Below are 5,196 nucleotides of genomic sequence, written 5' to 3'. Positions count from 1 at the left end.
CCCGGCGCGCTCCCCCGCCCCCCCCCCCCCCCCCCCTCCCCCCCCCCCCCCCCTCCCCCCCCCCGCCCCCCCCCCCCCCCCCCCCCCCGCGGGGGGGCTCTTCCCACCGGAGCGGCGAAAACTCGCCGCCCACTCTTCGCCCGTCCCCGGGGCGCCCTCGTTCGCCCATCCTCGCCGTCGCTTCTCCTTAAGCGACACGAGGACAATTATGGATGACGAAAACGAACGCGCCGCCCGCGCCAAGAAGGGCAGTCCGTTTCTCAACACAGCCCAAGCCGCCTTCTACATAGGGCTCTCCCAGCGCACGCTGGAAAAGATGCGGCTCATCGGCGGCGGCCCGAAATTCCGCAAGCATGGCCGTTATGTGCGCTACCACATCGACGAGCTCGACGAGTGGTCGAAAGGCCAGAAGGTAACCGGTTCCGGCGATGGAGGCCGCCCATGAGCCGGCGTCCCTCCATCCGTCTGACCGGCAGCCGCCTGCGTCGCGTACGCGCGACAAAGGCGATCGCCGCGACCGCGATTGCCCTGGGCCTGATTGCCTTTGGCCCCCTTGCAAACCCGTCGCCCTGGCTGATCTGGAACGCCTCGGCGAGCGCGCCGGTCGGCCTCTATCGCGTCGTGGCGGGAGCGCCCGCACGCGGCGACCTGGTGCTCACCGACGCACCCCAAGCCATCGCCGGCCTCGCTGCCGAACGCGGCTATCTCCCGCACCGCGTTCCCCTTGTAAAGCACATTGCCGCGCTGCCGCACGAACGTGTCTGCGCCTTCAACGAGGCGATCATCATCGGCGGCAAGATCGTCGCGCGTCGGCTCGCAACCGACACCCAAGGCCGTCCGCTGCCCTGGTGGAGCGGCTGCCGCGCGCTCGCCGGCGACGAATTCTTCGTGCTGAACGGCGAGGCGCCGCGCTCTTTCGACAGCCGCTATTTCGGGCCGGTGCCGGACGCGAATGTCATCGGGAGGCTCGTGCCGCTATGGACCGAGTGACCCTCCTGATGCTTGGCATGATCGCTGTCGCGCCATGCGCCTGTTCCGCCTCGACCGGCGCTGAGCCAGTCGCCATCTCCCAAAGTCCGCAGCTTGGAAGGTGGCAGCACTTCGTTGCCGAAGCAAGCAAGCGTTTCCGTATTCCCCAGGCCTGGATTTACGCCGTGATCGATGCGGAAAGCAGCGGCAAGACGGTGCTCGACGGCCGCCCAATCACCTCGCGCGCCGGCGCCACGGGCCTCATGCAGCTGATGCCGGAAACGTATGAGGACATGCGCGTGGCCCATGGTCTCGGCCCAAATCCACACGATCCGCGCGACAACATTCTGGCCGGCACGGCCTATCTCCGCGCCATGTATGACCGCTTCGGGTTCCCCGGCCTGTTTGCCGCTTACAACGCCGGCCCCGAGCGCTACGAGGCGCATCTGAAGCGCGGCAAGCCGCTGCCGAAAGAGACCGTCGACTATCTCAAGCAACTCGCGGCGGCCGGGATTTCGGCCACCGACATGAAGAAATCCAACGGCCAATCTGTCGCTCCAGGCAGGCAAAATGCGCCCTCGGGGCGCTCGCTGTTTTTCCTGCAAAATGGTGTTCGCACCGGCGCGCGAAACGGCGATCTCTTCGTGCCGCTGGCGACGGACGTCGCACCGGTCAAGCAGCCGGACCGCTAGTAGTGGGCGAGCTGGACGCGTCCGAAGGGGCGGGGCGCGTAAGGCAAGATAAAGGCACCGCCTCCATGAGGCGGCGAAGTGTTTGTCTGCACATCTTTTTTGCCGGAGGCAGCCTCCAGCGCCAGGAGAGCTTCGGAGCGCAAATGGCTAATTCGACTCTGTAAAACGCGGAGGCTAAGCATGCACGATGACGAGTTCAGACCCAAGCTCGGGAAGATAGGCTCCCGTGGCTCGAAGGCAGGCAAACGCTTTGCCAGCCAGGTCCGGGCGGCGATCAACCGAGCCGGTGGCCGGCCCCAGCGTGGTGGCCGCTTCGTGGGGAGCCGGACGGGCCGCGGCGGGGCGACGGCCGCGCTGCTGAAGTCACGCGATCGCCATGCAGCCTTCCGCCAGCGCCGGGTCGTCATCAAGGCGCGTGTCGTCAAGCTTTCCGGCAAGAGCGCGGACGGGGCGCGTGCGCATCTGCGCTACATCCAGCGCGACGGCGTCACCCGGGACGGCGCGCCTGGCGAGCTCTATGGCGCTGAGAGCGACCGCGTCGCCGGCAAGGACTTCCTCGTTCGTGCCGATGGCGATCGCCACCAATTCCGCTTCATCGTCGCACCCGAGGACGGCATCGAATTTGACGACCTCAAGCCACTGACGCGGCGGCTCATGGCACAGATGGAGGAGGATCTCGGCACGAAGCTCGACTGGGTTGCCGTGGATCATTTCAACACCGGCCATCCGCACACCCACATCATCGTGCGTGGCAAGGACGATCGCGGCGAGAATCTCGTGATAGCGCGCGAATACATATCGAGCGGCATCCGCGAGCGCGCCGCCGAGCTGGTCAGCCTCGATCTCGGTCCGCGCACCGACCACGAGATCGAGCACCGCCTGCGTCAGGAAATGGAGCAGGAACGGTTCACCAGCATCGACCGCCGCCTGCTGCAACGGCGTGACGACAGTGGGCTCGTTTCCCCCGATAGCCGCGACGCGTTTCGGCAAACCTTGGAGCAGGGGCGCCTGCGCAAGCTCGAGCGGATGCATCTGGCCGAAGAGATCAACTCGGGCCGCTGGCGCCTCGATGACGGGCTAGAAGCGACGCTGCGCCGCATCGGCGAACGCGGCGACATCATCAAGACCATGCATCGCGAGCTGACGGGCAGGGGGATTTCCCGCAGTGCCGCCGATTGGGTGATCCATGATCGATCCGGCACGCCGGTCGACCCTGTCGTCGGCCGTGTTGTCGCGCGCGGGCTGGCCGACGAGCTCACCGACCGGCATTACCTGATCGTCGACGGTGTTGACGGCAAGACCCGATACATCGACATCGGCAAAGGCGAGGCGACAGAGCCGACGCCCGACGGCTGCATCGTGCGTGTCGCGCCGAGGAACACAGAACCAAGGCTCGTTGACCGCACGGTGGCCGAACTCGCGGCTGCCCATGACGGCCGCTACAACATCGACATTCACCTGAAGCACGATCCGACCGCCAACGACCGCTTCGCCGAAACGCATGTCCGTCGGCTGGAGGCGATCCGGCGCGCTACCGGCGTGGAGCGCCAGCCCGACGGCACCTGGATCATCGCGCCGGATCATCTCCATCGTGTCACCACCTACGAGCGCCAGCAGGCGAGGACCCGACCTGTCACGGTCGACAAGCTCTCTTCCATGCCTCTGCAGCGGCAGGTTGGTTTTGACGGCGCCACCTGGCTCGACAGCCAGCTGGTCTCCGATGGATCAGAGAGGTTGCGCAATTCGGGCTTCGGCCGTGAAGCCCAGGAGGCGCGGAGCCGCCGACAGCAGTGGCTGATTGCGCAAGGCCTTGCCCATGAGGAGCAGGATCGGATCGTCTATCGCGCCAATATGATCGTGATCCTCCGCCAGCGGGAGCTGAACCGTGTTGCCGGTCAGCTCTCGGAAGAGCTCGGTCTATCTTATGCTGAAACGCAACCCGGAGACCGGGTAGAGGGCACGCTCCGCCGCTCAGTTGAGCTCGCCAGCGGCAAATATGCCGTTATCGAGAAATCGCGCGAGTTCGTGCTCGTCCCTTGGCGGCCGGTGCTCGAGCGGCATATCGGCAAAGAGGTTTCCGGCCTGGTGCAGCGCGAGGGTATATCTTGGAACATCGGTCGGCAAAGGAGTGGACCCAGTGTTTCGTGACTTTCATGGCAGCCATGCGCAGGCGCGGTTTTACTTCGACTGGCCCGGCTTTCGAGAAGGTGCTCCGAGAGCCGAGTGCCATCGGCTCTGGCGGGGTCTGCCTCATCAACAGTGCGTTCGCCGCCGATTGCACTCCCCTCGGTGCCTGATCGCAAGCTGCCGTGGGGTCGAGCAGATTTGCTGAACCAGCCACGACGAAAAGCAAAGGGATCGAGCTCCTTCCGGCGGCTATCTGCTGTGGATGCGCTTCCACATGCCATGAGGCATAAGATGGCACGACGCGTCCGCCCGCTTGCATAGGCAGCCAAAATTGGGGCTGATAGCCCCCGATTCGCAACGCCATCTATCTTTAATGCACGATCAATCGACCAACGCGGAAGACGGGAACGCGCTGGGCAGCAGAGGAAACTAGCATTGCAAATGATTCTTAGGGCCATCGGCAGAGCCTGGCATTCCGCTTTGTCTAAGATCGACACAGCCCGGTTGCGGCGGCAGCGCAGGCAACTCCGCGACTAAGTCGGCCACCGGACCATCCTGCCCGCGAAACGCGGCGGTGCCGACGAGGGACAGCTTGCACGGGCGATTTGCGCGGCCGGCTCGGTCGAAAGCCCGCAAATCGCGACAGTTGGTGGCGAATTTGACGGCTTTCTCACTCTCTGAGATGGGGTGAAGCTGAGGTCAGGAGACCTGTTTAGCCGAGGTCAAAGGTCCTCTCGCCGGGTCGTCAAACACGTTTCCCGACCATCCGCTGGCTGGATGGCAGCTATCCCAACAATCGATTTTACCTCTTTCGCCGAATTCCACTAGGGGCTGAGCAGTGGCGGGTTTCCTTCGCGCCGACTGAGGCTACCGGGAAGAGTTCGGAGACGATCATGTGCGGGATTGTTGGCATCGTTGGACATCAGCCAGTGTCGGAGCGGTTGGTTGACGCGTTGAAGCGGCTCGAATATCGCGGCTATGACTCAGCCGGCGTCGCCACCCTTTGCGAGGGCTCGTTGAACTGCCGGCGCGGCGAGGGCAAGCTTGTCAATCTCGAGAGAAGATTGAAGGAAGAGCCGCTGAGTGGCTTCATCGGCATCGCACACACACGTTGGGCAACCCATGGGGCACCCACTGAGCGCAACGCGCACCCGCACATTGCGGAGGGTGTGGCCGTGGTTCACAACGGCATCATTGAGAATTTCGCCGAGTTGAAGGACGAACTGGCGGCGGCGGGCGCCGAGTTCCAGACCGATACCGACACCGAAGTCGTCGTTCATCTCTTGGCAAGATACCGCCGGGATGGCATGGGGCGGGGCGAGGCAATGCATGCCATGCTGAAGCGCGTCAGCGGTGCCTACGCCCTTGCCGTTCTCTTTGAGGATGATCCATCGACCATCATGGCGGC

At 64.6% G+C, this 5,196-nt stretch carries 4 protein-coding genes and 1 pseudogene; all 5 read left to right on the top strand.

The annotated features are described in order from the left end of the window. The first annotated feature begins 208 nt into the window (after positions 1-208). Positions 209-445 (top strand): helix-turn-helix transcriptional regulator, encoded by a 237-nt coding sequence (locus AC0L2U_RS34530; RefSeq protein WP_027164081.1) that lies wholly within the window; start codon positions 209-211, stop codon positions 443-445. Next, complete coding sequence (locus AC0L2U_RS34525; RefSeq protein ID WP_473603674.1) at positions 442-990, top strand: S26 family signal peptidase; 549 nt, start codon at positions 442-444, stop codon at positions 988-990. Before AC0L2U_RS34530 ends, AC0L2U_RS34525 begins: the two co-directional genes overlap by 4 nt. Continuing rightward, complete coding sequence (locus tag AC0L2U_RS34520) at positions 978-1,661, top strand: lytic transglycosylase domain-containing protein (protein ID WP_473603673.1); 684 nt, start codon at positions 978-980, stop codon at positions 1,659-1,661. Before AC0L2U_RS34525 ends, AC0L2U_RS34520 begins: the two co-directional genes overlap by 13 nt. Before the next feature lie 180 nt (positions 1,662-1,841). Then, positions 1,842-3,809: a relaxase/mobilization nuclease RlxS gene (gene rlxS / locus AC0L2U_RS34515; protein ID WP_473603672.1), complete on the top strand. Its 1,968-nt coding sequence runs from the start codon at positions 1,842-1,844 to the stop codon at positions 3,807-3,809. A gap of 872 nt (positions 3,810-4,681) precedes the next feature. Beyond that, a pseudogene (locus AC0L2U_RS34510) lies at positions 4,682-5,196 on the top strand (glutamine--fructose-6-phosphate transaminase (isomerizing)); the annotation flags it as partial.

It is taken from the genome of Mesorhizobium sp. WSM4808, from assembly GCF_055811675.1.
This window is presented reverse-complemented; position numbering and strand designations above follow the sequence as displayed.

Excerpts from the sequence above, each read along its gene's own strand:
- AC0L2U_RS34530 (WP_027164081.1), top strand. The coding sequence starts at position 209 with ATGGATGACGAAAACGAACGCGCCGCCCGCGCCAAGAAGGGCAGTCCG.
- AC0L2U_RS34525 (WP_473603674.1), top strand. The coding sequence starts at position 442 with ATGAGCCGGCGTCCCTCCATCCGTCTGACCGGCAGCCGCCTGCGTCGC.
- AC0L2U_RS34520 (WP_473603673.1), top strand. The coding sequence starts at position 978 with ATGGACCGAGTGACCCTCCTGATGCTTGGCATGATCGCTGTCGCGCCA.
- rlxS (WP_473603672.1), top strand. The coding sequence starts at position 1,842 with ATGCACGATGACGAGTTCAGACCCAAGCTCGGGAAGATAGGCTCCCGT.